The sequence below is a fragment of the Geoglobus ahangari genome (assembly GCF_001006045.1).
GTDB lineage: Archaea > Halobacteriota > Archaeoglobi > Archaeoglobales > Archaeoglobaceae > Geoglobus > Geoglobus ahangari.
Genome location: NZ_CP011267.1, coordinates 1,359,928 through 1,385,321, shown reverse-complemented (window position 1 = coordinate 1,385,321; position 25,394 = coordinate 1,359,928). Strand labels below are relative to the sequence as shown.

General features: G+C 52.7%; 23 protein-coding genes, 1 tRNA gene and 2 pseudogenes. 15 read left to right on the top strand and 11 right to left on the bottom strand.

All coding sequences use genetic code 11. The features are described from left to right. Positions 1-2 precede the first annotated feature (2 nt). Entirely contained in the window at positions 3-617 is a 615-nt protein-coding gene (locus GAH_RS07985; protein WP_048096845.1) for a biotin transporter BioY, read from the bottom strand. Positions 618-710: 93 nt separating this feature from the next. Here GAH_RS07985 and GAH_RS07980 point away from each other — a divergent pair, with 93 nt between their 5' ends. Continuing rightward, complete coding sequence (locus GAH_RS07980) at positions 711-3,041, top strand: penicillin acylase family protein (protein ID WP_052747822.1); 2,331 nt, start codon at positions 711-713, stop codon at positions 3,039-3,041. Beyond that, positions 3,038-3,337 carry a hypothetical protein gene (locus GAH_RS07975; RefSeq protein ID WP_048095984.1) on the top strand — a complete coding sequence of 100 codons (300 nt, stop codon included), beginning with the start codon at positions 3,038-3,040 and terminating at the stop codon, positions 3,335-3,337. The genes GAH_RS07980 and GAH_RS07975 overlap by 4 nt, the downstream gene beginning before the upstream one ends. A 15-nt stretch (positions 3,338-3,352) precedes the next feature. Here the strand turns inward: GAH_RS07975 and GAH_RS07970 are convergent, their stop codons facing one another. Further along, the gene (locus GAH_RS07970) at positions 3,353-3,667 is read right to left on the bottom strand and encodes a hypothetical protein (RefSeq protein ID WP_052747821.1); all 315 of its coding nucleotides are present in this window, start codon (positions 3,665-3,667) and stop codon (positions 3,353-3,355) included. A gap of 125 nt (positions 3,668-3,792) precedes the next feature. Between GAH_RS07970 and hisH the strand changes: the two genes are divergently transcribed. Both hisH and GAH_RS07960 read left to right on the top strand, forming a co-directional pair. After that, complete coding sequence (gene hisH, locus GAH_RS07965; protein WP_048095982.1) at positions 3,793-4,374, top strand: imidazole glycerol phosphate synthase subunit HisH; 582 nt, start codon at positions 3,793-3,795, stop codon at positions 4,372-4,374. 43 nt (positions 4,375-4,417) lie between these two features. Beyond that, a tRNA-Met gene (locus GAH_RS07960) sits at positions 4,418-4,490 on the top strand. Between the two features lie 174 nt (positions 4,491-4,664). On the opposite strand, the gene GAH_RS07955 is transcribed toward GAH_RS07960, so the two are convergent. The 4 genes from GAH_RS07955 to GAH_RS07940 all read right to left on the bottom strand — a co-directional run bounded on the left by GAH_RS07955 (position 4,665) and on the right by GAH_RS07940 (position 7,591). Continuing rightward, positions 4,665-5,591: a prolipoprotein diacylglyceryl transferase gene (locus tag GAH_RS07955; RefSeq protein WP_048095980.1), complete on the bottom strand. Its 927-nt coding sequence runs from the start codon at positions 5,589-5,591 to the stop codon at positions 4,665-4,667. Positions 5,592-5,678: 87 nt separating this feature from the next. Then, a complete protein-coding gene (locus tag GAH_RS07950) occupies positions 5,679-5,876 on the bottom strand; it encodes a DUF2283 domain-containing protein (protein WP_245604006.1) in 198 nt (65 codons plus the stop codon). A 9-nt stretch (positions 5,877-5,885) separates the two neighbouring features. Then, on the bottom strand, positions 5,886-6,128 hold the full coding sequence (locus tag GAH_RS07945) for a DUF4258 domain-containing protein (protein ID WP_156967436.1): 243 nt from the start codon (positions 6,126-6,128) through the stop codon (positions 5,886-5,888). Positions 6,129-6,289: 161 nt separating this feature from the next. Beyond that, positions 6,290-7,591: an acetamidase/formamidase family protein gene (locus tag GAH_RS07940; RefSeq protein WP_048095976.1), complete on the bottom strand. Its 1,302-nt coding sequence runs from the start codon at positions 7,589-7,591 to the stop codon at positions 6,290-6,292. 84 nt (positions 7,592-7,675) lie between these two features. Here GAH_RS07940 and GAH_RS07935 point away from each other — a divergent pair, with 84 nt between their 5' ends. Both GAH_RS07935 and GAH_RS07930 read left to right on the top strand, forming a co-directional pair. Beyond that, complete coding sequence (locus GAH_RS07935; protein ID WP_048095974.1) at positions 7,676-8,773, top strand: LLM class flavin-dependent oxidoreductase; 1,098 nt, start codon at positions 7,676-7,678, stop codon at positions 8,771-8,773. A gap of 38 nt (positions 8,774-8,811) precedes the next feature. Continuing rightward, a complete protein-coding gene (locus GAH_RS07930; protein WP_048095972.1) occupies positions 8,812-9,429 on the top strand; it encodes a hypothetical protein in 618 nt (205 codons plus the stop codon). Here GAH_RS07930 and GAH_RS07925 read toward each other — a convergent pair. Further along, positions 9,426-9,923, bottom strand: coding sequence for a winged helix-turn-helix transcriptional regulator (locus GAH_RS07925; protein WP_048095970.1), 498 nt, complete (start codon positions 9,921-9,923; stop codon positions 9,426-9,428). The genes GAH_RS07930 and GAH_RS07925 overlap by 4 nt on opposite strands. Before the next feature lie 85 nt (positions 9,924-10,008). Between GAH_RS07925 and GAH_RS07920 the strand changes: the two genes are divergently transcribed. The 8 genes and pseudogenes from GAH_RS07920 to GAH_RS07895 all read left to right on the top strand — a co-directional run bounded on the left by GAH_RS07920 (position 10,009) and on the right by GAH_RS07895 (position 19,696). Continuing rightward, on the top strand, positions 10,009-11,943 hold the full coding sequence (locus GAH_RS07920; RefSeq protein ID WP_048095968.1) for a 3-hydroxyacyl-CoA dehydrogenase/enoyl-CoA hydratase family protein: 1,935 nt from the start codon (positions 10,009-10,011) through the stop codon (positions 11,941-11,943). Then, positions 11,943-13,085, top strand: a complete 1,143-nt coding sequence (locus GAH_RS07915) for an acyl-CoA dehydrogenase family protein (protein WP_048095967.1) — start codon at positions 11,943-11,945, stop codon at positions 13,083-13,085. The genes GAH_RS07920 and GAH_RS07915 overlap by 1 nt, the downstream gene beginning before the upstream one ends. 10 nt (positions 13,086-13,095) lie before the next feature. Then, entirely contained in the window at positions 13,096-13,959 is an 864-nt protein-coding gene (locus GAH_RS07910) for a 3-hydroxyacyl-CoA dehydrogenase family protein (protein ID WP_048095966.1), read from the top strand. A gap of 204 nt (positions 13,960-14,163) precedes the next feature. Then, positions 14,164-15,030: pseudogene (locus GAH_RS10450) on the top strand (right-handed parallel beta-helix repeat-containing protein); the annotation flags it as partial. 19 nt (positions 15,031-15,049) lie between these two features. Then, complete coding sequence (locus GAH_RS10965) at positions 15,050-15,493, top strand: right-handed parallel beta-helix repeat-containing protein (RefSeq protein WP_245604111.1); 444 nt, start codon at positions 15,050-15,052, stop codon at positions 15,491-15,493. Then, a pseudogene (locus GAH_RS11075) lies at positions 15,474-15,530 on the top strand (hypothetical protein); the annotation flags it as partial. The gene GAH_RS10965 and the pseudogene GAH_RS11075, both read left to right, overlap by 20 nt. Positions 15,531-15,770: 240 nt before the next feature. Further along, positions 15,771-19,181, top strand: coding sequence for a NosD domain-containing protein (locus tag GAH_RS07900; protein ID WP_048095964.1), 3,411 nt, complete (start codon positions 15,771-15,773; stop codon positions 19,179-19,181). 83 nt (positions 19,182-19,264) lie between these two features. Continuing rightward, the gene (locus GAH_RS07895; RefSeq protein ID WP_156967434.1) at positions 19,265-19,696 is read left to right on the top strand and encodes a hypothetical protein; all 432 of its coding nucleotides are present in this window, start codon (positions 19,265-19,267) and stop codon (positions 19,694-19,696) included. 74 nt (positions 19,697-19,770) lie between these two features. Here GAH_RS07895 and GAH_RS07890 read toward each other — a convergent pair whose 3' ends face one another. The 4 genes from GAH_RS07890 to GAH_RS07875 are packed head-to-tail and all read right to left on the bottom strand — an operon-like array spanning position 19,771 to position 24,257. Continuing rightward, the gene (locus tag GAH_RS07890) at positions 19,771-20,616 is read right to left on the bottom strand and encodes an SPL family radical SAM protein (RefSeq protein WP_048095960.1); all 846 of its coding nucleotides are present in this window, start codon (positions 20,614-20,616) and stop codon (positions 19,771-19,773) included. Beyond that, on the bottom strand, positions 20,613-21,143 hold the full coding sequence (gene yjjX, locus GAH_RS07885; protein WP_048095959.1) for an inosine/xanthosine triphosphatase: 531 nt from the start codon (positions 21,141-21,143) through the stop codon (positions 20,613-20,615). The genes GAH_RS07890 and yjjX overlap by 4 nt, the downstream gene beginning before the upstream one ends. Then, on the bottom strand, positions 21,094-21,906 hold the full coding sequence (locus tag GAH_RS07880; protein WP_048095958.1) for an MBL fold metallo-hydrolase: 813 nt from the start codon (positions 21,904-21,906) through the stop codon (positions 21,094-21,096). The genes yjjX and GAH_RS07880 overlap by 50 nt, the downstream gene beginning before the upstream one ends. A 2-nt stretch (positions 21,907-21,908) precedes the next feature. Further along, a complete protein-coding gene (locus GAH_RS07875; RefSeq protein WP_048095957.1) occupies positions 21,909-24,257 on the bottom strand; it encodes a DNA-directed DNA polymerase in 2,349 nt (782 codons plus the stop codon). Positions 24,258-24,365: 108 nt separating this feature from the next. Here GAH_RS07875 and cobT point away from each other — a divergent pair, with 108 nt between their 5' ends. Continuing rightward, the gene (cobT, locus tag GAH_RS07870; protein WP_052747819.1) at positions 24,366-25,394 is read left to right on the top strand and encodes a nicotinate mononucleotide-dependent phosphoribosyltransferase CobT; all 1,029 of its coding nucleotides are present in this window, start codon (positions 24,366-24,368) and stop codon (positions 25,392-25,394) included.

Genomic DNA, 25,394 nt, shown 5'->3' with positions numbered 1-25,394 from the left:
TATCAGAGCTCGATCCCCCTCTGGACGAGCAGATCCCTCACGTACCTGTAAACAACCACGGCAAGCAGGTGATCGACGAGCATGTCCTGCGGGATGTAGATGAGCACCGTCGCAGCGAAGATCACGAACGTGAAAGACCACGCAGGAATCCCGAACATCTCAACCGCCTTCTGCGCCCACGCGGACAGGCCAGCGCTCCCAACAGCGAACTTGTAGAAGACTGCGAACCCGAGCAGGTAGATCGGCACTGCGGCAATCAGCGTTGAGAGCCACAGAGCCACAGGCCTGTTTCCAAGCTTTTCTGCGAAAAGGCCTGCGAGGAATGCTGACAGCGGGAAAGCTATCAGGAAGCCGGCGGTGTGCCCGAAGAAGACGCCTATCCCTCCACCTCCGGCAGCGAAGGGGAGGCCTATGGCGATCATGCCGAGGTAGATGAGCTGGCTCAGGAATCCATAAGCTGGGCCGAGAAGGAAGCCCGAGAGCATGACGGCGAAGTTCTGCATTGTGTAGGGAACCGGGCCTATTTTGAAGCTTATCTGGGCTGAGAGTGCTGTCACAGCAGCCATAACCACCGCCAAGCTCAGCCTGTAAAGATCCCTGCTCTCGTTAACCTTCATGGGATTCCGGTTAACGAAGGTGTTTAAAGGTGTTGCGATAAATCTATCACGATTTATCAAAAAGTATATATCACTGGGCGGGAGAGTTGGTTTATGAGACTGCCACCGCTCAGGAGGGGGCAGTTCGTTGCCCTCCTCTCGATAGCCCTGCTTATGATTATCGTAACGCCGATGACCCTGTACTTGGATCTTTTCTCCCCATTCGGGAAGTTCTGGAAATACAGCGACTTCCAGAGCATCGAGCTGAGCACACCTTACGGGAAGGCGAGAATAGAGTACGACGACTACGGAAACCCGACCATAACCGCCGACAACATGGAGAGCCTGTTCTACGCTGCAGGCTACGTGCAGGCAAAGGACAGGCTGTTCCAGATGGATCTGCAGAGGAGGCTGATGAGGGGTGAGCTTTCCGAGGTGTTCGGAGAGTCGCTCAACGAGACGGACGAGTTCTACATAAAGATGGACTTCGTCTCGGCCGCAGAGGCTACCTGGAAGTACTTCGAGAACTCCGAATTTGCTCCCTTGCTGAAAGCGTACTGCGACGGTGTGAACGACTACATCAGCAACGGAGAGCTCCCCATAGAGTTCAAGCTGCTCAACTACAAGCCCGACCCCTGGACGCCAGTGGACACATTTTTGGTAAACAAGCTCATCGCATGGGGGCTTACCGGAGATTTCTGGGATCTTGAGAGGGCATACATCCTGAAGAACCTGCCAGAAGCGGAAGAGCTCTACCCACCAGCGCTGAACCACAGCTACCCCATAATCTACCAGAACATACCCAACATAAACAAGAGCCTTCTCGACTGGCTGAGGAATTTTGAGAGAGATGATGATGCCGGCTCAAACAACTGGATCGTCTCCGGCAAGTACACGGCCAGCGGTGAGCCTATGCTCGCCAACGACCCGCACTTAAGCCTCCGCGTGCCTCCGGTCTGGTACAGAATGAACCTGAAGGCCGGAGACTTCGAGGTGTGGGGCGTTACATTCCCCGGGATACCGGTCATCGTAATCGGGCAGAACAAGTACATCTCGTGGGGAGTCACCAATGTCGGGGCGGACGTCATAGACTTCTACACCTACAAGTTCGATGGGGACAGGTACCTCTACAAGGGGAAGTGGCTTGAGGTTCAGAAAGAGGTGAAGACCCTCAGAATGCTAACTGACGAGGGGATCAAGGAGAAGGAGGTTGTTGTGGAAAAGACAATCCACGGGCCGCTCATTGACAAGTATGGTGTTAAAGTGGCGGTAGCATGGACTGGATTCTCCGCCACCACTGAGCTGAGGGCAATATTCGGGCTGAATAAAGCTAAAAGTGTCAGCGATGCAATCGAGGCCCTCAGGTGGTTCTACGTGCCCGCGCAGAACTTCGTGATAATTGACAGGCAGGGCAACACCGCCTACTACCCCGCAGGAAAGTACCCGATAAGGTACGTTGACGGAAAGCCTGTTGCCGGAAACGTGATATTCAACGGCAGCAGGGGAGACGGGGAGTGGAAGGGATTCAAGCCCTACGGCACATCCACGTGGGAGGGCTTCGTGCCATTCGAGAAGATACCCCACCTCATAAACCCGGACTTTGTCGCCACCGCCAACCAGAGGCCGATCTTCGACTTCAAGTACTACCTCGGGGACAGCGGCTACTTCACAGACCCCTACAGGGGGATGAGGATATACGAGATGCTCGAGGAAAAGATCAGGAGCGGGAAGAAGCTGACCGTCGAGGACTTCGTGGAGATGCAGAAGGACGTGTACTCCAAGCCGGCAGAGTTCATAGTCGGAGACATAAAGGAGAATCTGGACAGAATTCCGTTCTCAGAGAAGGCCAAGCCGTACGTTGACGAGCTCCTGAACTGGGACTACAGAATGACGTACGACTCCAAAGCCGCCTTGGTGTTCTCGCTGTTCCTCGACGAGTACATGAACGAAACCTTCTACGACGAGTTCAGCAAGGCTGGGCTCGGAAAGGACGAGTACCCGAAGCTGTGGGTCCTCCAGAACCTCGACGAGAACAGCAGGTGGTTCGACGACATAAGAACCCCCGGAAAGGAGAACAAGTGGGACATAATCGCGAGGGCCATGGACAGGGCTGTTGAGAAGATAGAGAAGAACGGCTACGAGAAGTACGGAGACCTCAACAAGCTCGTTGTCGTGCACCCGTTCTCACCGAAGGTGCTGTTCCTGAACTACCCGGTTCTCGAGATGAACGGCTCCAAGTACACGGTCTACAACTTCAGGTACAACTACAAGCCCGATCAGGCCGGAAGCAGCTGGAGGATGATAACAACATTCGAGAACGCGAAGGCGATAATGTACGGGGTCATTCCGGGTGGAAACTCGGGCAACTACTTCTCAAAGCACTACGACGACCAGATCGAGATGTGGAGGGACTGCAGGTACATAGTCACGGAGGTGGGAGAATGAAGAAGCTCGCTCTCCCAATTTTTGTTATCGGCGTTGCCATATCAGCGTTCCACTGGATAGGAATATGCGTGGCCGGATTCGGCCTCTCGTTTTACGGAAGATCGATAAAGACCAAGCTGGCCTTCGGTGCGGTGGGCGGGCTTGTTGTGTGGCTGGCGTTTGTCATGTACCTCTCCAGTGCGGGCATTTACGACAAGGCGGTGCAGACCGGGACGCTATTCAACCTGAGCATCTTCTTCGCAGTGATACTCGGAGCTGTCTCCGGGCTTGCGTCATCGTTTGAGCTCGAATACTGAATTCTCCCCAATTTTTTACGTGTGGAAGTCCTTCTCGCCCTTGAGCGCCAGAGCCACGTTGGCCCTGAGCGTCACCTCAAAATAGTTCCTGTCGGGCTCGAGAACAGCAAACCTCTTGGGCAGGGGGATTGCGATGAACTCTCCGAAGTCCTTGTTGTTCTTTCCGATGTAGATGTCCACGAAGTCCCTGTCTTCCCTGTGAAGGAGGATGTACACATCTTCCTGACTCTCCCTCACGAGTCTCATGAGCTCATCAACGCTGAACCTCTGGAAGATGCTGCAGCATACCTTTTCTGCCTCATGCGAGGATTCGTCTTCGAGGCTCATCATTCAACAGAACATGATGATAGCATGTATTTATTGTTTGCGAGATTTTTCTGGGGCTTAAATAGAGTCCGGAAATTCTGATACGGGTTATGAAAAGGTTTAAATCTTGACTAAAAAACCTGAGTTACGTGATCGCCATCATCAACTACGGCGCCGGGAACCTGAAGAGCATAAGCAAGGCTCTGGAGAGAGTTGGAGCGAGGGTGAAGGTCACATCAAGCATGGAGGACGTGGAGAGCGCGGACGCGATCGTCCTCCCGGGTGTCGGGGCGTTCGAAACGGCGATAAAAAACCTGAAACCATTCTCGGACTACCTCAGAACCACGACCGCTCAGGTTCTCGGCATCTGCCTCGGAATGCAGCTCTTCGCGACCGTGAGCGAGGAGGGTGGACATCACGAGGGGCTGAACGTGATCGAGGGCAGGGTCGTCAGATTTCCAGACGAGGTTGGCAAGATTCCCCACATGGGGTGGAACGAGGTCGAGTTCAGGGAGCACCCTGTTTTCGACGGGCTCGAAAGCAGGTACTTCTACTTCGTCCACTCCTATTACTACCAGACCTCAGACGAGAACGTGATTGGGTACACGGACTACGGAATCAGGTTTCCCTCCGCAATTGCCAAGGACAACTACGTTGGTCTGCAGTTCCACCCCGAAAAGAGTGGAAAGAACGGTTTAAAGGTGCTGAGGAACTTCGTCGAGAGCATATAGCTTCCAAAAATTTTAATAATCCTCTCGGTCAAAACCGACCTGAGCCGAGGTAGCCTAGCTGGCGGGGCGCCTGACTCATAATCAGGAGGTCGGGGGTTCAAATCCCCCCCTCGGCATGCTCCGATTTTGAAAATCTCAATTTTGAAATTCTTATGTGTAAATCAACTCTCTGCTGGCTGTTTTTCGCTGGAAGCTCCTTTATAGAGGTTGATTCAGAGTGTGTTCCAGATTGTTCCATGTGGAACAGAAGGGGCGAAGTGGTATATAAAGGGGCAGGAACAAAAATGACATCACTTTTTTCCAAGCAAACCACTAAAATAGGCTGCTAAACCTGCACCAAGAAAACCACTCGCAGCAATATATGCTTGATCTTTGGTAACTCCCAAAATAGGACCTCCATAAAATATTATTAACCAACCTAAAATTAAAATAATTGGAACCCTGAATCTACTAAAATAGTTAGCAACAAGTGCTAAATAATAATCAATTTTAGGTAATGCCATAATCTCTAGCTCAGATAATTTTGAATTTAATTCTAATAGTTTTTTGGTAGTCGGGGAGTAAAAGTAATCGGCCATGCTATCTAATATGTCTCCAACCATATCTATAGAATCTTCATTTAAGTTCTCAATTGCTGGAACCAACCTTTCTTTAAGATTCTTTTTAAATTCCATTAACAACTGGAAGTTCTTATTGTAATTTGGCATCACGCTAATTCTATATGGTAAATTCTGTAGAGATCTCGAGAGTATTTTGTTTATTTTTTTAACTTTTTTTATTGCTTCAACCTTATGCAATTCGATACTTTCCGCTTTATATTTCTCCAATTTTTCCTTTGCTTCTATTGCATTTAGTAAGGCTACCTCATTTGGTTTGGGGGCTGGCGCTAATTGTTTCTTTTTATCCAAGTATATTCTACCACCAATAACTAAAAGAAACCCAATAATCATTGACCAAGCAATAACATCATCTAGCCAAACAGCAACGTCACCCGGAATTTTGAATTGCGATAATTCTGGAATAATTGCCGATAGAATTCCGACGAATATTAGGATTATTGGGGGGCCAAAGAAAAGAACGATACCTGCTTTAATAATATATTTGGGTATTTTAACAGCCTCTTTATGAGTATTATATCTATTTTTTATTTTGGAATAGATATGTTTTCTCTCCTCCTCTCTTCTATGATCTTTGTTATTTCCCATCACTTTAATCACCCATTAAACAAATACCACTCAACATTATTTATTTTAGATTTTGTTACATTTACCGACACTACTCTACCAAACCATTCCTACAGCCACTTAATAAAACTTCAGTATCTCAGGAACAACAGATTTTCTCGCTTCCCAGATCTCAATACCTATGATCTCCCCCTTTTCGTTCAGCTCGACAAATATATCCTCTCCAATCTCGTCCATATCTTTGACTTCCTCATCCTTTATTGAAATGTAAAGGATATCGGCCTCTGGATCATACCTGACTTTCATACCCTCACCCACCTGCCTTTTCTAATTCGATTTTCGATTTATATTAAGCTTTGTAGTAACTACAACCGATACAATTCTGTAAACCTCCATCGGCACATAAACAATGATCAAATAGCGGCTTTCCTGCTCTTTTACCGCTATAAAGTTTCCTGTCTTCGTATCATACAGCAGCTCATCAGGATTCTCTAAGGCATCTCTAACTTCATCTTCCGTAACACTTCTCTTTTCCATCCTCTCTCTGGCATGGGGAGTGAATTCAATCACGGTTTCACCCGGTCAATTGCTTTTCACAACTTCAACCATGTCCTCAACATCCCATTCATCAAATGGCTTATCATACCACACCACACAATCAAAAACCCCTTTGCATCCTCTATTTCACCCGCTGTGTCAAAAAATAAAACATAAACATTTAGCAAAACCCCTCAGTAAGGCAGCTTGTAGTGCTCCACGGCGAGCTCTGCTATTCCGAGCCTCTCGAGAATTCTGAGCGGAACCTGCATCGACACCTGAACGATTCCCGGAAGCCTGCCTATCTCAACCGCCCCCGTTATCGTCACCCTGTTCAGGACTTCCTCGAGCCTCATTCCGAAGAGCTTTGCAGCCCTCTCAAAGCCCCTCTCTGCGGCCTCGTTTATCGTCGGCCCGGATCCTATGACCTGAACAGGGGCAACAGGCTCGGCCTCTATCCCGTTCTTCTCAGCGATTCTGGCCACTGCATCCCACTCGTCCTTTCTCCATGGCTTCGCGAGGGGTGGGAGGTCTTCCTCAGGGGGCAGCAGGATCGGCCCCTCGATCTGAAGACCCTTCAGCACCGAGACAGAGACCGTCGTCTCTGCCGAAACGTCTGCCGTGTGACCTGCAACCTCTCCATCGCCCTGCATGGCGTGAACGTCTCCAGCGTACACCCCTCCTCCGTCCACCTTCACCGGCGCTATCACTATGCACCCCTCCCTCACCGAGTCCACGTCAAGATGCCCGTCGGTCAGAGAAGTCTGGTACTGCTCCCTCGTTATCGCGTACCTGTGGGGAGCGCCTATCAGAAATGTTCCGAAGTCCCCGGCGTTGTGGGAGTCGGGGATGTTCACAGACGGGATCGTTCCGAGCTGGCCGAGGTGGGGGCGAACCCGGGAAACCATCCCGGGAATGTCCGCTTTCCCGAAGATCAGCACCGGAACCTGCTTCGAGCTTTTTGGAAGAGCTGCATACTCCCACGCATTCTCTGCAATCTTTTCTGCCACGTCTCTGCTAACCGAAACGGCAAAGCCGTCCTCGATTACGAGTGTGTAGCCGTGCACCATTCTGAACGGTGATGCAGGTGAGCCGCACTTCTTACACCTCACCGCCTCCTGTCCAGTCCCGACCACATCGTAGTCCGGCCACTCCTCCCCGCAGCCCGGACACCTCTTTGCGACAAAGGGATCTCCGGTGAAGGCACCCTCAACCGGCTCGTCAACACCAGAACTCGCGGCCTTTGAGAGAACCCTTATACTCTCCACCCTGATGACGATCGCATCCCCAACCTCAGCTCCCTCAACCTCAACGGGAGCGGCCACCTCGTGGCCTCCCCTGATGTTCGGCGTTATCATCGGGCCCCAGCATCCCGGAGAGGTTACGAAGACTATCCTGCCTCCATCGGCAACCCTGCCACCCCTCCTGACGTCCGGCCCGATTATGCCGTCGGTCAGGGTGTCACAATAGACCACATCCTCTGCGTTGGAAGACATATCAACTTTGTGTTTTCGATAGAAAAATAACTTTCGCTGAACACGCCAGACACCTATATATCCGCCTGCAGACAGAGTGTGGACATGGAGTTCGGGACAGTAGCACCGACGTTCCCTCCAATCGAGGAGGTGAGGAGGACAGCGAGGAGGCTCGAGGAGAAGGGCTACAGCTCCCTGTGGTTCGCGGACCACCTCATGGGGTGGTACCCGCACGACCTCTGGAAGGAAACCCCCTTCGCAGCAAGATACCCGTCCTGCCACATGTTCTTCGACCCTTTCTGCGAGATTTGCTACGCCGCAGGTTCAGCTGAGAAAATGCGGTTTGGCGTCAGCGTTTCGGAGGTGTTCCGCAGGCATCCCGCCGTTCTCCTGCAGCAGGCGATAACTGCAAACCACGCCACGGGAGGGAGGTTCATACTTGGACTCGGGGCTGGAGAGGCTGAGAACATAGTTCCGTACGGGATTGACTTCAAAAGGCCGGTTGCGAGGCTCGAGGAGGCGCTCAGGCTGATGAGAGTCATGCTCGAGAGCGATTACGGAGAGGTGATAAACTTCGAGGGGAAGTTCTTCAGGCTTGAGGATGCCGTTTTCGACCTGAAGCCTGTCGGAAATCTGCCGATCTGGATCGGGGCACACGGAGACAGAATGCTGAGGCTAACAGCCCAGTATGCTGACGGGTGGCTCCCGGTCTCGACGACCCTTGACGATTACAGAGAGATGGCCGAAAAGCTTGACAGATACGCGAGAGACGCGGGCAGAGATCCAGAGGAGATAACCAGAGCCCTCTTCGCCAGCGTGGTCATTGACGAGAGGGAAAGCGAGGTGGAGAGACTTCTCAGAACCCCGATACTGAGAATTCACGCTCTTCTGCTTCACTATAAGGTTTACGAGAAAATGAGCTACCAGCATCCCTTAGGGAGGTACTACGGCCTTCTGGAGTACATTCCCACCAAGTTCACGAAGAGGGACATCCTCGAGGCGGTTAGCAGAGTTCCAGACGATGTGGTTAAGGCAGCTTTCATCTCCGGCACGCCCGAGGAGATTATCCAGACGCTCGACGCGTACAGCAAGCTGGGGGTGGAGCACGTCGTCATCTGGAACCTGACGTATTTTGGAGACATCAGCAAGGTCGGAAGTTCGTATGCGCTGATAGACGAAGTCATCGGGCATTTCGAAAGCTGAGCGGAAAACGTATTTGAAGTCTGAAGAGAAGTTCAGATGTGGAAGTCAGGTTTGACCCGGAAACCCTCCAGACCCTCCACATGAGGGCGGGAGACCTGTGGAGGCGCAGCTTCAGCCGGGGCTGGCAGAGGTCAGCGGTCAGCCCCATGGAGGTCGTCAGGCTGTTCGACAGGCTGTGGGTGAGGGAGGGCTACGAACTCGTGGCCTACATCTACGGCTTCGAGGTGTCGAGCCTCGGGGTGGTGTGGGCTGTAAAGGAGGGCACTCCAACCGAGATAGAGGAGTGCGAAAGGCTGGAGGATGAGCTCGGAACGCCAAGGCTGTGCGGGGCTGTTGAGTTCACGGAGGTCATTGAAGGCGATGGGAGCCCGGAGTCGTACATTCAGGCCTCCATCCTCGTGAGAGAGCTGGGAGACTTTGGATGCACATTCGAGCACTCCGACTGGGGGTGGCATGAGATAACCGGAGACCTCGGGGAGTTCGAGGTGTTTTTCAGGCAAATTGACCCCACCCCAAAGGTCTCTCTCGGTGATCGCCCTGTCGTTGAGTTCTGCACGAGGTCGTACAGGACTGGGGAGGTTTACAGGCACGTGGATGAGTTCGCTGACGGATACAGGTTCACGTCCCGCTCTGAGGTGATTGGCTTCGCGGACTAAAGCCTCGTCCTCCTGTGATCCTTGTGGGTCCTTCCGCTTATGAACGCCTTGAACTCATCCACCCTTATCCCGTTCCTGTTGAGCCAAGAGATGAACTTGTCGTTCTCGTCCATGGCCTCCTCGAGCCCGGAGAACCTGACGATTATGCAGAGGTCGTACTCGCTCCCGACGATCTCGAACACGTTCTCAACGTAGTCGAGCCTCTTCAGATGGTCTATCAGCCTCCTCATCCCCTCCCTGTCGTTCTTCATGGAAATCAGGACGACCCCAATCGTGTCGAGCCCTATTCTCTGGTAGTCCACCTGCCAGACTCCCTTCTTGACCTCCCTTATGTACTCCCTGCTCTCGAGCACCTTCATCCTGTTCTGAACAGTTCTGACGGCTATGCCGAGACTGTCTGCGATCTCCTCGAGGGTCTGTCCGTTGATTATCCCCTCTATTATCCTCCTGTTCACCGGGTCGTTCAGTTCGTGTTTCTGGAAGTTTTCATCCATTATGGTGCATTATATACGAACATATTTTAAAAATATTTCGAGTTACACGCAATCGTTAAATAGGAGGGGATGTTAACCAATAAACATGAAGGATGTCCGCAACGTGCTGGTCATCGGCGCTGGCACGATGGGTCACGGCATAGCCGAGCTCTGCGCACTTGCAGGATACAGCGTCACGCTCGTTGACGTGAGCGAGGAGGCTCTGAAAAAGGCCATGGAGAGGATAGCGTGGAGCCTTTCGAAGCTTGAGAAGAAAAAGGGTGTGAAAAAGGATGAGGTTCTCTCGAGGATCACCACGTCAACAGACTTGCCATCATCAGCCTCAAACGCCGACCTCGTCATAGAGGCAGTGGTTGAGAAGACCGAGGTCAAGAAAGAGGTCTTCAGGACTCTGGACGAGAACTGCAGGGATGATGTCATCCTCGCGACCAACACGTCCACGATTCCGATAGCCGAGATAGCCTCAGCCACTTCAAAACCGGAGAGGGTGCTGGGTCTGCACTTCTTCAACCCGCCGACCCTCATACGCCTCGTGGAGATCGTTGTTGCGGAGAAGACGTCAGAGGAGACTGTTGAGCTCGCCAAGAAGTTTGTGAAGTCGCTGGGAATGGACTACATAACCGCGAGGGACGTTCCGGGGTTTGTTGTCAACAGAATAAACCTCAGGGTTTTCGGACAAGCGATAAAGCTGCTGGAATCTGGTTACTCTGTAGAGGAGATAGACGCGTGCGCGAAATACAGGATAGGAATACCAATGGGGCTATTCGAGGTCATAGACTTCAGCGGGGTCGACGTGCTCTACAACGTGATAAGGGAGATGTCGGCGAGGGGCTTCGACGTGGAGCTGAGCCCGATCCTCGAGGAGATGGTCAGAGAGGGGAGGCTCGGCATGAAGACGGGAAGGGGCTTTTACACCTACGAGGGCCTTTACGGAAGGGCGAGGATACCCAAGAGGAAGGCATATGCCGTAAACCCGCTCTCCATTCTTGCCCCGGCCATAAACGAGGCCTGCTGGATAGTGAGAAACAAGGTTTCGAGCGCTGAAGACGTGGAGAAGGCGATGAAGCTCGGGATGGGGTACAGAAAGGGGGTTCTGGAGCTTGCCGACGTTTACGGGCTTGACAGGGTTGTGGAGGAGCTTGAGAGGCTCGGAATAGCTCCAGACCAGATGCTGAGGGACATGGTGGACTCGGAGAAGCTCGGAAAGAAGAGCGGCGAGGGCTTTTTCAGGTGGAGACATGAGAGAAAGAGCTTCGGCCCCGTGAGCTATGAGAAGCGACACAGCTACGCGATAATCACGCTGAAGAGGGCGGAGAGGCTGAACGCACTCAACGAGGAGATGTGGGTCGGGATAAGGGATGCGCTGCTTGAGGCTGAGAGAGATGAGGACGTGAGGGCCGTGCTGATAACCGGGGAGGGCAGGGCGTTCTCCGCGGGAGATGACATAGCGGTGATGAGGTCGTGGAAGTCAGTCAGCGACGGAAAGGAGTTCTTCGAGAGGGTTGCTGCACCCCTCATAGACACGATGATTGACTGCTCTAAACCTCTAATCTCGCTCGTCAACGGCTATGCTTACGGAGGGGGAATGGAGCTAAACCTGCTGATGGACATTGTAATCGCCAGCAAAGGTGCGACGTTCTCCGTTCCTGAAGGGCTGATAGGGGCGTTCCCACCCATAGCGTCCACCGTCGGATTTTTCCTGAACAGGAGAGTCCTCAGGTACTGTCTCACGGCCGAGGAGATTCAGGCAGATGAGGCGCTGGAAGTCGGGATAGCTGACCTCGTTGTGGATGACGACCAGCTTGAGATCGCCGGAGTTGAGGTGGCAGAGAGGATATCCGAACTCGCGCCGATGTCTATTCAGGCCGTCAAGAAGGCCAAGAGAAACGTGCTGAATGTCGTCAGAACCGCTCTGGAGAGTGCTGTTGAGGAGCTGATAATCCTGTCAGGCACTGCGGACTTTGAGGAGGGAATGAGGGCGTTTCTCGAGAAGAGGAGACCTGTGTGGAGGGGCGAGTGATGGACTTCGAGCTGAGCGAGGAGCACAGGATGATCCAGCAGGCAGTGAGGGAGTTTGCCGAGAAGGAGATAATGCCATACAGCAGAGAATACGACGAGAGGGGAGAGTACCCGTTCGAGCTGTTCAGGAAGGCCGCAAAGCTCGGTTTCGTCGGAACAGACCTGCCGGAGGAGTACGATGGCGCGGGGATGGACTTCACGTCCTCCATTGTCATAGCAATGGAGCTCACGAGGGCGGACAGCAACGTTGGCAGTGCCATAGCATCAGCAACTCTCGGCTGCCCGATGCTCAAGTACTTCGGCACGGAAGAGCAGAAGGAGCAGTACATGGCGAGGGTGCCGAGGGGGGAGACGACGTCGGGCATAGCGATAACAGAGCCAGATGCAGGCAGCGATGCTGCAAGCATAAAAACGAGGGCTGAGAGGGTTGAGAACGGATGGGTTGTGAACGGCTCGAAGGTGTTCATAACCAACGGCAGCATCTCCGACTGGATAATCCTGCTCGCGAGGACTGGAGGCGCGGGTTACAGGGGGATCTCCGCCTTTGTTGTTGAAACGTCGTGGGATGGCTACGAGGCGAGGAGGATAGAGAAGATGGGGCTCAGCTGTCACGATACTGCGGAGCTGAGCTTCAGGAACATGTTCGTTCCATTGGAGAACCTCGTTGGCAAAGAGAACCAAGGATTCTACCAGCTGATGAGGTTTTTCAACGAAAGCAGAATTAGCGTGGGAGCGATAAACCTTGGCATGGCCATAGGCGCATACGAGAGAGCTTTGGAGTATGCGAAGGAAAGGAAGGCCTTTGGGAAGCCACTGATCGAGCACCAGGCAATAGCCTTCAAGCTGGCGGACATGTACAAGGACATTGAGGCTGCAAAGCTCCTCATCTTCAAAGCAGCATGGCTTGTTGACAAGGGCAATCCAGATCCTGCATTGAGCTCAGCTGCAAAGCTGTTTGCGACTGAGACCGCCATCAGGGTTACTTACGAGGCTGTTCAAATCTTTGGAGGATACGGGTTCAGCAAGGAGTACGATGTTGAAAGGTATTACAGAGATGCGAGGGTTGGGACGATTTATGAGGGGACGAGTGAGGCCCAGAAGATTGTCATTTCGAGGAGAATTGCCGGTAAGATTAGGGTTTGAGGTGGTGTGAATGAAGGTTGAGGACGTAAAGGTTGTTGGTGTGCTTGGAGCCGGCACAATGGGTGCCGGAATAGCTCAGGTCTGTGCGATGGCCGGATTTGAGGTTGTGCTGAGGGACATAGAGGACAGGTTCCTTGAGAGAGGGCTTAACAACATAAGGAAAAGCCTCGAGAAGTTCGCCGCCAAGGGCAAGCTCAGCGAGGATGTTGAAACGATAATGGGCAGGATAAAACCCACCACGAAGCTTGAGGATCTGGCCGATGTTGACCTCGTGATAGAGGCGATAATCGAGAACATGGAGGTAAAGAAGGAGACCTTCAGACAGCTCAATGAGATCGTGAAAAGAGAAGACGCAATTTTCGCCTCCAACACGTCCACGCTCAGCATCACCGAAATGGCAGCCGTGACGAGGAAGCCTGAGAACTTCGTTGGGATTCACTTCATGAACCCCGTGCCGGTGATGAAAGGAGTTGAGATAGTCAGGGGGCTGCTGACGAGTGACGAGACCCTCGAGTTCGCGGTCGAGTTCACAAAGAAGCTCGGCAAGGAGCCGGTTGTGTGCAGGGACTCGCCCGGTTTCATCTCCAACAGGATCCTGATGCCCTGGATAAACGAGGGAATCTGGGTGCTCTACGAGGGTGTGGCGACGAAGGAGGAGATCGACAGGGGAATGAGGCTCTTCACGAACGTCCCCATGGGCCCGTTAGAGCTCGCCGATCTCATTGGCCTCGACATCTGCCTTGCAGCTATTGAAACCCTCCACAGAGAGCTCGGAGACAAATACAGGCCATGTCCGCTGCTCAAGCAGATGGTTCAGGCCGGTCTGCTCGGCAGGAAGACCGGAAGGGGGTTCTACGACTACACCCAGAAGTGATCATTCTTTCCAATTCCAATTTTTTGATTGCAGTTTTATTATACTGTAACCACTTAGATATTCACCAAAAATTTTAAGTATTAACGGTGATAATTCGTTAAAATCCGGTAGGAGCAAGCCGGTGGAAAAGGTTGTGATGGGCTCAATTCTCCGAATTGACTCTGTTACGACCTTTTCTTGGGAGACTTTTTGGAGGAAATAACTATGATGCACATCCTGAAGCCAGATAAGGGTGTAAAGAGGATTCTTCAGGTAATGTGGGCGCTTCTGCTGATATTCCTCACCCCGCACATCTCTGAAAATTCACTCGCCGCAGATGTCAGCACATGTCAGGAAATAAACCAGCCCGGCTACTACAGCCTAACCGCCGATTTGACAGGCAGCACAACCTGCATCCAGATAAAATCCGGCGACGTCATCTTTGACGGAAACGGTCACACAATCTCAGGGCAAAACACAAACTACGGCAATTACGGAATCCACGTTTACGGCTCATCAACCCTCACAAACGTCACAGTCAGGAATGTTAAGGTTAGTGGCTGGTATGCTGGAATTGCATATCGCAATGCCGAACGTGGAACCATAGCGGGTATTAACGCAAGCCTGAACGATCGCGGGATAGATGTGGAATCCTCGAACCACATTGCAGTGGTGAACAACAAGGTGGTCTCAAACACTCAGCAGGGGATAATCCTCAAAGCCTCAAACAACAACAGCGTAACAGGAAATGGGAATGGAATTACCTTGTGGGGCCGTTCAACCCACAACACAATAAAGAACAACACCGTAATCTCGAGCAACGTGGGAGTCTACCTCGGCTCCTACGGAGTCTATCTCGCCGCTTACAACGACTACAACACCATAGAGGACAATCTAATAACCTCAAACCATGTTGGAATCCAGATTGCAGCATCGAGACACAACGCGATAGTCAACAACAACGTGAGCTCCAACACCGGAGACGGCATTCAGATAACCTACGCATACGACCAATCGTGCTACTGCTACAGGCTTTCAAACTCAAACATGATCTCAGGCAACACACTCAGCCACAACGGGAATATCGGTCTCCCGCTCGAACTACAACACCATTACAAACAACACGGTGAGCTTCAACAACCACTACTACACCGCAGGCATAGCCCTCGCCTCGTCCAGTCACAACACGGTGGCTGGCAATACGGTAACCCACAATACTGCGGGAGTGGGGATAGGTCTTGGAGCTGAATGGGGAGGGGCTGACAGCAAGTACAACACGATCTCCAGAAACACCGTCAGCTTCAACAAGATGGGGCTGCAGATTGGGTCATCAAGGAACAACACCATAACAGGCAACAGATTCACGGACAACACCTATACGGGAATAGACCTCAGAGCGGGTACCGCATACAACACCATTTCAGGCAACATCGTGACAGGAAACCAGTATGGCGTAAGCCACTGGGGGTGGTTCGGCGAACAACAACACATTCTACAACAACAACTTCAACAACACCCACAACCTCCACCAGAACCTGATTTCCTACGGGCTTAAAAACGTCTGGAACACCTCCAAAACATCCGGCACGAACATCGTTGGTGGCCCTTACCTTGGTGGTAATTTCTGGGCGAAGCCTGATGGCACGGGATTCAGCCAGACGTGCACAGACTCAGACCTCGACGGAATTTGTGACTCACCTTACGATCTGGGTGCTGGGAACTTCGATTACCTCCCACTCTCCGGACTTGTTGGAGACACCGTTCCACCTGTTCTCACCCTCCTGCCCCCAACCCCAATAGACGGTTCCAGAATTTCGGCAGAGAGAGTCACAGTGAGGCTGGAGAGCAGCGAAGAGCTGAAAAGGGCGACCATAGAGTGGAACGGAGTCAATCAAAGCATGTCCGGGAGCGGAAAGGCTTGGGAGAGCACATTCGACGTTTCGAGGGGCACATACATGTTCAGAGTCTGGGGAGAGGATCTTGCGGGCAACACGAATTCCACGGGACTCATAACCTTCACAGTCGTCGGCCCGAGAATAGACTCCTGCACGAACATAGATACAGATGGTTATTACTATCTAACAGCAGACCTGAGCGGAAACCTGTGCATAGTGATCTCAGCGAGCAACGTAACTCTCGACGGAAGGTTCCACACGATCTTTGGATACGGCACGGGAACGGGTGTCTCCGCTGGCAGGATTGACAAGGAGATTTCAAACATCATCCTGAAAAACATGACCGTCACCAACTTTGGAACGGGGGTTCTGCTGTATAGAGTAAGCGGAGCAAAGATCACACATGTTCGATCTGAGAGCAACACACACGGGATATACCTGAAACTCTCAAGAGGTTCTAAGATCACGGACAGCCAGACGCTCTCAAACGTCGAGTCCGGAATATACCTGAACCAGTCTGCCAGCAACGCAATCGAGAGGAACGTCATAAATTCAAACCAAGAATCGGGGATTGAGCTAAGTCGGTCTTCAGGAAACTCAATCCACGGCAATGAGATATCGAACGGCACCAAGGGGATACGGCTCTACCAGTCATCTTGGAACTCCATCACTGGCAACCACGTGCGCTCAGCCAACATGTCTCTCGAGGTTGTCTTCGCAACGCGTAACTCAATTGCGAACAACAGCTTCGAGTACGGTGAGTATGGCATCAGACTCGACGGAAGCAGATACAACAACCTGTTCAACAACACGGTCAGGTGGAACAGCGAGTCTGGGATAGGCATAACGTCATACTCATACGGAAACAGAATTCATGAAAACAACATCTCACACAACGGAGTCGGAGTGTACTCATCCGGAGTTCTTTTTGTGAACAGCGGGGTGTACCAGTGGAACAAAATCACCAACAACACCATTGAGCTGAACGAAGTTGGAATAGCAGTCTGCGGATCGAGCATGATACTGCAGAACAGCATAAGATCAAACACCCAGCATGGAATTGCTGTATTCGCGTCCACTCTGAACAGCATCAGGGACAACGAGATCAGCTCAAACGGAGCAAACGGTATACTGCTTCGGTCAAGTCAAAACCACATCATAGGCAACAAGATTGGTTCAAATGGGAAGAGCGGAATTGAAGTTTCCTCTTCTGAGAATATGATCACAGGGAACAGCATAACATCCAACGGAGAATACGGGATACTGCTCAACCTCTCATCCCAAGAAGGATGGAACAGAATCTACAACAACTACCTGAACAACACGAACAATGCGTTTTTCATAAACCAGACCCGGCCGAACATCTGGAACACGCAAAAAGTCTTAGGGACGAACATAGTTGGAGGGCCATACAGGGGCGGGAACTACTGGGCAACGCCTGATGGGGCTGGCTTCAGCCAGCTGTGCGAGGATGTAAATAGGGATGGCATTTGCGATGCCGCATACCAAATAGGTATCGGAAACCTCGACTACTTCCCACTCACGCTGAACGCCTTCGATCCCACTCCACTCAGCATAACTTTCACGGAAAACAGCCCCTCAGACGGATCAATAGTGCCGCAGGACCACATATTCGTCGAGATAAGCAGCAGCAAGCGGCTCAGCAGAGCCATGATCGAGTGGAATGGTCAGAACGTGACGATGACCCCCGACAAAACCCGGAAAACGTGGAGCTTCAACATAACTGGGCTGAGTGAAGGGACGTACTCATTTAAGGTTTGGGGAAAGGACTTTGCAGGAAACTGGACAGCTACGGAAACAAGAACGGTCAGGGTTGATTTTTCAGTCACACCAATTGACTCATGCGCTGCAATAGCCCAGCCGGGAGTGTACGTGCTCGTAAAGGACATTCTCTCCTCAGACACCAGCGCATGCATAATAATTCTGTCAGATGGGGTCAAGCTCTTCGGAAACGGACACACTGTGGAGGGCAGGAGCCTAATGTACTCGAAAGGGCTGCTGATTTCAGACAGGGGCTCAAATGGAGAAATCGTCATCAAAAACATAAGGTTCTCAAAGTGGTACACTGGCATTTACATATCCAACACAACGAGAGCGACGCTTGACGAAATCGTCTCAACCAGCAATTACTTCGGGCTCAGCATATTTCAGAGTGACCGAAACGGCATTTACGACTCAGTTTTCACGGACAACAGATACGACGGCATACGGATCTCCTCCTCGTCCAACACGTCGGTGATAAACGTAAACGCCTCAGACAACGGAGATAACGGAATCGACATCGCCGGTTCGGAGAACAATTCCGTAAAGCGCAGCATTGCAAACTCAAACATAAGGAGTGGAATATCTCTAACAGGATCAAGCAACAACATAGTAGAGGGAACAGAAATTTCGGCGAACAACATCGGGATTTCAATGACCAGCTACTCCGAGCAGAACACGGTAAAGGATTCGGTTATAACCTCAAACGGTCGCGGGCTTTACTTCCAAGCCGCAAGCAGGAATCTGATCTACAACAACTACCTGAACAACCCGGAAAACCACTACCAGCTGTACTCTACGAACACATTCAATATGGGGATTGAGCCGGAAGAGAACATTGTCGGAGGCAACTACATTGGAGGCAACTACTGGAGCGGGTTCAGCGAGGCCTGCGGGGATGCGAACGGAGACGGGATCTGTGACAGCACCTATCAGCTGGACGGCAACAATGCCGACCACTACCCCCTCGCAGATGTGACAAGAGATTCTGACGGTGATGGAGTCAGCGACGGGCAGGAGTCAGGGGACTGGAATGGCGACGGCATCTCCGATTCCCAGCAGTCAGACGTTGCGAGTGTGGAAACAGCAGACAGCATTGTTGCTTTCAGCTCTCAGAACAACAAGTTCAGCGATGTCAGGGCAGAGAACATCTCCGAGCTTCCGCAGCCTCCAGCAGATCTGCCATACGGCATTTATTCTTTCAACCTGACCGTCACTCCCGGCTCGTCAGTTAGCATCACCGTCCACGTGTATGATTCCAGTGGGAACCCCGTGCATCTTCCTGCGGACACGGAGTACTGGAAGTACACGAGTGATGGCAATGGTAGCTCAGCAGGACTGCCGAGATGGTACAGCATTCCTGCCACAGTTAACGGCAACACGGTGACGTTCACGATAACCGACGGTGGAATAGGGGACGGAGATGGAGTGGCAAACGGAGTGATAGCAGATCCCGGAGGGCCGGGAGTGAGATCACCGACCTCAGTGCCGGAGTTCTCCGGCCTTGCGTTGATGGCGGCAGTGCTCGCGATCTTTGCTGCAACCTTCAGGGCAGCAAAAAGGTAACTTAAAAATTTCCTTATTCTTTTTAGATGTTTTGCAAAACTAAACCGAAAAGATATATGTGGCTCCCACAATTTACCGAGTCTGTGAGGCGTTCGAGGTTATTCCCAATATTAATCTCACTCTCCACCCTTATTTCGAGAGCGAAAGCGGACGTCATATTTCCCCTCGCGTTCCCATTCATACCCTACATTCCGGCGGTTATTCTCTCAGAGGCGCTCGCCTTTTATGCTCTGAAGGACAGGCTCGGCATCAGGATCTCAGCCGGCAGGGGTTTGCTGCTGATAGTCATCGCGAACATCATCAGCTCCCTCGCGGGTCTGATCGTTCCTGGCCCCTATAAGGTGGAGATCGCGATCTGGTTTTTGCTCGCATACGTGCTATCCACGGTTATCGAGGGGCTTGTTTACCATGTGGCCATCAAACAGGGCATTACAGGGAGCCTTTCCATGTCAGCGATCCTGAACGCGGTTTCATACGCTGTTGTGGCTGGCAGCATGATCTGGAATATCTTCTGAGTCTCTCAGACTCACGACGATAACTGATGAGCGAACACCCGGTGCAAGACGCTGATTTATCAGCTGAACAATAGCTACGGCACGAGATGAGAGCCGTCGCAGCTTCTCGCCCTGAAAGATATTCCCTCTCTGCAGAACGCGTAGCTAATGCCAAGCTCCTCGCACTTTTTCGCAACCCTTCTCAGAAGATTCTCCCTCAAATCCTTTCTGAGGTACCAGCTGCCACCAATCCTCTCCCCCTCCCTGAAGTACATCCTCCTGTAAACCTCTTTGAGTTCCGGAAACGCGCTCACCATTCTGGAGTAGGAGTCTCCCCTGAGCTTGAGGGTGGACGAGACCACGTGATCAACAAAGCTTGCAGCTTCAAGCACGCGCTCGATGTCGTCTTCATTTATCCCGGGCATCACCGGGTCGAGTCTGAGGATCACTGGGATTCCCTCTTCCTTCAGCCTTTTGAGAGCCTTTATCCTCCGCTTCGGCTCAGGAGCGTTGGGCTCTACCTTCTCTGCCACCTCCTCGTTCAGGGTCGTCACCGTTATCGCAACCGCAGCCCTCATGTTCCTGAGAATATCTGCATCCCTCACAACCGTGTCGCTCTTGGTTATCACAAGCACCCTCAGATCTCTCTCTGCCATCAGCCTCAGCACGTTCCTTGTCAGCTCAAGCTCCCTCTCGGCTGGCGGGTAGGGGTCGGAGCTGTTGGACATCGATATGAGCGAGCCGCTCGGAAGCTTTCTGAGCTCTTTCTCGAGCCTTGAGAGGAGCATCTTCTTCGGTCTCGCCCTGAAGAAGTTGGGGATGTAGGTCGAGTAGCAGTACCTGCACCTGTGGTCGCAGCCCGTGTACGGGTTGAGGGAGAACTTGGGCGGGCATGTGCAGAGTCTTGACTTCCAGGGGTCAAAGGGTGCGATCAGGCTCATGGCTCAATTCCGTACAGATCTCTGTTTACCCAGGGTATCAGCGCCATGGTTACAGCGATCTCGGTCAAATCGCTTCGCACCACCCTCTTTCCCGTGAGGAACCCAATGGCACCGAACCTCTTGCCGAGGTTCTCGATGCCCGTCAGCTCGGCCATCACCTCGCCCACCTCCCTGCCAGAGAGAACATCCCTGACAACCTGGGGAGGGTACTCGAATCCCGGGCCGAATCCGAGGGTGTGCCTCTCTCCGTCGTACACGCAGGCCACCTGAAAGTCCACGTAGCCCGTAAGCGTGTGCGGGAACTCAAACAAACCCGCCTCAACCCCAACAGAGAAGTCGAAGCCCTTTCTGTAGGCGTTTCTCGCCCTGTTTACCGCGCCGAGTATCGTCTCCCCATTGAACGGCTGATTACCCACACCAGATTCTGCCTCCGTGCTCTCAACCTCCACATCTCCAAAGAAGCTGCTGAACGCCCTTTTAACTCCGGCAACCTTCGCTGGATTCTTCGAGCCCACTATAACCCTCATGCCCATCCACCCCGACCATAGCCCTGACAAGGTTCTCCCTCGACCACTCTCCCCCGCTAACCGCCTCAAACATCATGGCCTTCTCGCCCGGCTCACCGAACACCTTCCTGTAGATCTCCATCCAGGACTCGCCCATCTCGTAGAGCTCCACGCACCTCGCTCTCCTATCCTTCAGGTAGCTCAGATACTCCTCCACCTCCTCCCTGCTGTAAATCCCGTGCCCTCCAAACGCAACCTCGAAGTCCCGCTCGAGCACCCGTTCCAGAGACTCAATTATCCGGGCGAAGTTCTCACCCCTCAGGGCGACGAAAATCCTTCTGGCAGGAACCAGATCGCCAATGAACGCGTAACCGTCTGCAAAGTAAACGACGTGATCTTCCGAATGTCCGGGGGTGTGGATGTGCTCTACATCGGGCTTCCTGAATTTGCTTGCTGGAACTCTCTCAACGTCTCCCCAGACGGCCTTCCTGTAGTCTGGGATCTCAAGGCCTGAGGCAAGGATTTCGGCCGTCTTGTCTCCTGCACAGATCTCGTCGAACAGCGCGGCGTTTCCAGAGTGATCCTCGTGGTGGTGGGTCAGGTAAACTGCCTCAAAGCCCCTCTCCTTCAGCCATTCGGCCACCTCGCCCCTCACGTTCGAGCATCCCGAGTCAAAAACGAGGTCTGAATAAACGTAGAATGATGCGGTCAGGAGCACTCTCCCGCCTATCTCCGTTCCGATCCCCACCCTCTCAACATCACCCAGCCTGTGCACCTGCATCATGCCTAACCGAAGAATGCGTCGAGGGTTTTTTGTGTGTTGCCCTTTATCGACAGCTCGTTGTAGCCAAAGCGCTCGAGTATCCTCAGCACGCTGGGAATGACCTGGTTGTTTATGTAGTAGTCCCTGTCAAGCCTCCTCTTTTCGGTGCCGTGCTTTGTCTTTATCTCCACAAACTCCCCGTCAAATCCCTCGATCAGCTCCAGAGGGTATGCCCTGTCACCTATGTTCCCGCTGCCCTCCAGAATCACATACCCCACCTTGGTTCCGACAGGATAAACGAACCCGAACTCCCTCGCCTTTAGCGCAGCCTTTACGTGAGCCTGCATGCTCTCGTACTTCGAGGGCTTCTTCGTCAGACCCTTGTATATCACGAACTTCTCGAGGTCGTACTTTCCGGACTTTATGTTCGCTATAACCTCTCTGACGAACCTGAGGGCCTTCTCCGGATCCTTGTCCCTGAGGATAATCTCTATGACCTCCCTCTGAACCTCCTTCGCCAGCTCGCACCAGTCCCCCCTCCTCACCTCGAGCCCCTTGACGATTACTCTTCCATCGCTTGTCAGACCGGCGTACCTCTTCTTTTCAACGAAGAATATGGACCTGTAGACCTCATCCACCTCGATAGTCACGGGCAGCTCGCGGGTTATTCTTTCAATGAGCTCCTCCACCTCCCTCTCGAGCTGCTCTGGAGGTGCGTCCTTCCTCACGAATATGCTGTCCGTGTCTCCATACAAAACCTCGAAGCCCATGCTTCTCGCGATCTCCGCGGACTTCTTTATGAAGTGCCTTCCCCAAGCAGTAGTGGCCTCAGCGCACTGCCTGCAGTACCACCTCGCTCCGCTCCAGCCCGTGTACCCGTAAAATGAGTTGGTCAGAACCTTGAGGGTCTGCTGCTTTATGTCGAGGAGCCTGTACTCGAGGCTTTCCCTGTCCACCTCCTTCATCCTCTGCTTGACCTCCCTCCTCCTGCCAATGAGGTCGAGCAGAATCCTCTTGAAGAATCCATCCGGCTTCTTCCTGAACTTGTGACCCACTTCGGGAGAGACGAAGCAGTCCTCGCACTTTCCCGCAACGTAGGTGTCTGGAGAGATGTTGTATGCGATCATGATCGACGGATACATGGAGGCGAAGTCCAGACAGTAAACGTTCTCGTGCAGCCCCCTCTTCGGCTCGAGGACGAAAGCTCCTTCGTAGCTCTCCTCAACCTCTTTGGGATTTGGCGCAAGTTCATTGAGCCTGTAGGCCTCGCTCAGCAGAAGCCAGTCCACCTGCCTCCCCCTGCCCATCCTCGTTATGTCGTCAACCGGAACGCGAATCATCTTCGAAAGCTCGTAGTGCATTGGCAGCAGCTCCTCTGCGATGAAGTACGTGTTGAGTATGTCCTGCCTCGAGTATCTGAACACGCTCTCCTTATCTCCAGAGACCCACTTTCGGTAGATGTCCTTGGCCTCAATGTCAGCAATCTCCACCTTCCTGCCGAGGAACTCGGCAACGTTTTCGAGCTTCTTCACCTTCACGTCCAGCCTCATCGCTATGTCGTAGAGATCAACGTTGAGTCTGCCGGTCATCTTGGGTCTTCCGCCCCTGAACGTCAGCTCGCTTCCGTCTCTGCCAACAGCAAGCCTGACGGACAGCTTTTCCGCCCTTTTCCTCAGGTATGGCCAGTCGAAGCCGTCCTGATTGTAGCCCACGATTATGTCGGGGTCGAGCTCCCTGATCACCTTCACGAATCTGGAGATTATCTCCCTCTCCTCACCGTGGATTATCTCCTCGTAATCCCCCATCTTAACGCCAATTATTATGACCGGATCCTTCTCCGGGTCTGCCATCCCGAACTCTGACAGCATCTCGCAGTCAAATGCCAGAACCTTGAGCTCGGGGAAGCCGGCTTTCCTGACCCTCTCAACGCTTTCGGCCTCAACGACCCTTATCCCCCTCTCAAGCCTGACCTTCCCCTCAACCCTTATCCCGTCCATGCACGCCAGATCCCTGTCGATCAGGTACCTGTAGGCGAAGGGGATGTCCGCCTCCCTGACATCTCCGTACTTTTTGAACTCCTCCCTCAGCTTGGGAACGTCCTGAGGGTGCTTCGCGTAGATCTTGTAAACGCTTATCACCTTCCCAAACACCTTCTTCTCCACAACCTCGGCACTTTGAGGGGTGATGATCCTGTTTCTCGCCTCCACCTCAACCCTCATCGGATCGAAGTCCTCGTATGGGATGACGTAGAAGTAGGGGGTGAAGTTCCTGTCGTAGACTATGAACACGCCCTCATCATCCTTGCACCAGAGCCTAACAACAGCCCTATCGTTTTCCGTGACGTAATCCGCATCAATCAGCCATCCTTCCATGCAAGCTGACATTCGACGCCAAACTATTTAACTTTCAGCCCCGGCAATTGTGTGTTACGTATGTATTACAAAACCAAACCTTTTATTACCGTGCATCGAGTTACGGCTATGAGCTACAGGGTCGTGAAGGGCGAGGACTTCTCCCATCTGCTCGAGAGGGATGTGGCGTTTCTGCTGTGCATAGGCAACACGAGGACTGCGGAGATTCAGGGGATAACTGTTGCTGGAGAGAGCCCGGAGCTTATAAAGTTCACGCCACCTGCCGATGCGGAATTGCTCTACTACGGCCACTGCAAGAGCATTCCATTCCCTCCCGCAACTCCTGACGGAAAGCCGACTCCTGCGCTGATAACGTACACCGCACTCAGGCTCCTCGGAACACCTCTCTTCGTGGTGGACAGCGGCCTAATGGTGAAGCCGAAGATTCCCTACTACAGCATAAACGCGCCTGTGGGCAACAACATCGCTGAGGGCAAGGCCATGGAGCTTGAAGCTGCTGTTGAGGCCTTCGAGTACGCGAAGATTCTCGGCAGGGAGTTCTCGAAGAGGTTCGAGGTGCTGATGATTGGAGAGAGCATTCCAGCAGGCACGACCACGGCTGGAGCGGTTCTGAAGGCCATGGGTGTTGAGGCGAAGGTCTCGTCGAGCATGCCCGAAAACCCGGTGGAAGTGAAGAGGCAGGTTATAGAAAAGGCCGTCAGCAGGATCAACTCGAGCGATCCACTCGAAATTCTCGCAGAAGTCGGGGATCCGGTGCTTCTCGCCGTAACTGGAATTGCTCTTGGATCGAGAAAGCCGGTAATTCTCGCAGGAGGCACGCAGATGGCCGCAGCCTCTCAGGTCATAAGGGCGATTGATGAGGCAAAGGAGATCCACATCGCCACAACCGTTTATGTGGCCGAGGACAGCACCGCGGACATAGCGGAGATAGCCGCGACGGATGTGATCGCAAGCGATCCGGGGCTTGGAGAGTCTGTGAAGCCGGGTCTGAGAGCGTATGCCGAGGGCTTCGTCAAGGAAGGAGTGGGTGCGGGAGGAGCCACGCTGCTCGCCTACAAAAACGGGTTCACGAAGGAGATGTTCCTGAAGGAGATCGAGAAAGACTACGAGATCATAGTGGAGCAGGCGAAGAAGTGA